The organism is Leptolyngbya sp. CCY15150, from assembly GCF_016888135.1.
Lineage (GTDB): Bacteria > Cyanobacteriota > Cyanobacteriia > RECH01 > RECH01 > RECH01.
In genome coordinates, this window is record NZ_JACSWB010000062.1 from 1 (window position 1) to 507 (window position 507).

The 507-nt window shown below is 46.5% G+C and carries 1 pseudogene; it reads left to right on the forward strand.

Annotated features, from left to right (window positions below):
- Positions 1-225 precede the first annotated feature (225 nt).
- Positions 226-507: pseudogene (locus JUJ53_RS00285) on the forward strand (hypothetical protein); the annotation flags it as partial.

The window sequence follows — 507 nt, forward strand, 5'->3', positions numbered from 1 at the left end:
TCCGACCGCTTCTACGTCAAAGCCAGAAAAATCACGCTCAAGCTCGTGGAATGCCTCTTGCCTTGGAAAAATTTGCATAGTGAGGTGATTTAGTTAGTCCGCTTATTGTAAGCTAGCAAACGACTCTTGGCAATCGCCTTGACAAAGTCCTCGCCCCGAACTTATAGTTAGCTCGCTAACTAACTATAAGGCGATCGCCTTTGATGAGGCTTCATGAGATTGAAGATGAATCAGAGAAACTGGCTGTTAAGCCTGCACATTGCTACGGGTGGGTTATGGTTTGGCACAGCCCTATGCTCTGTTGCTCTGGCATTGAGTATTGTCCTACTTGAACCTGAGGAAGCAATTCATGGCATCAACCTGGCGCGAAACATTCTGGGGCAGTACATCATCATTCCTGCTGCTATGTTTTCGGTCATCACTGGTGTTTTGCTTTGTGGCTTTACTCATTGGGGCTTCTTCAAACATGACTGGGTGATGGCAAAACAACTCGTCACCTTGCTTTTG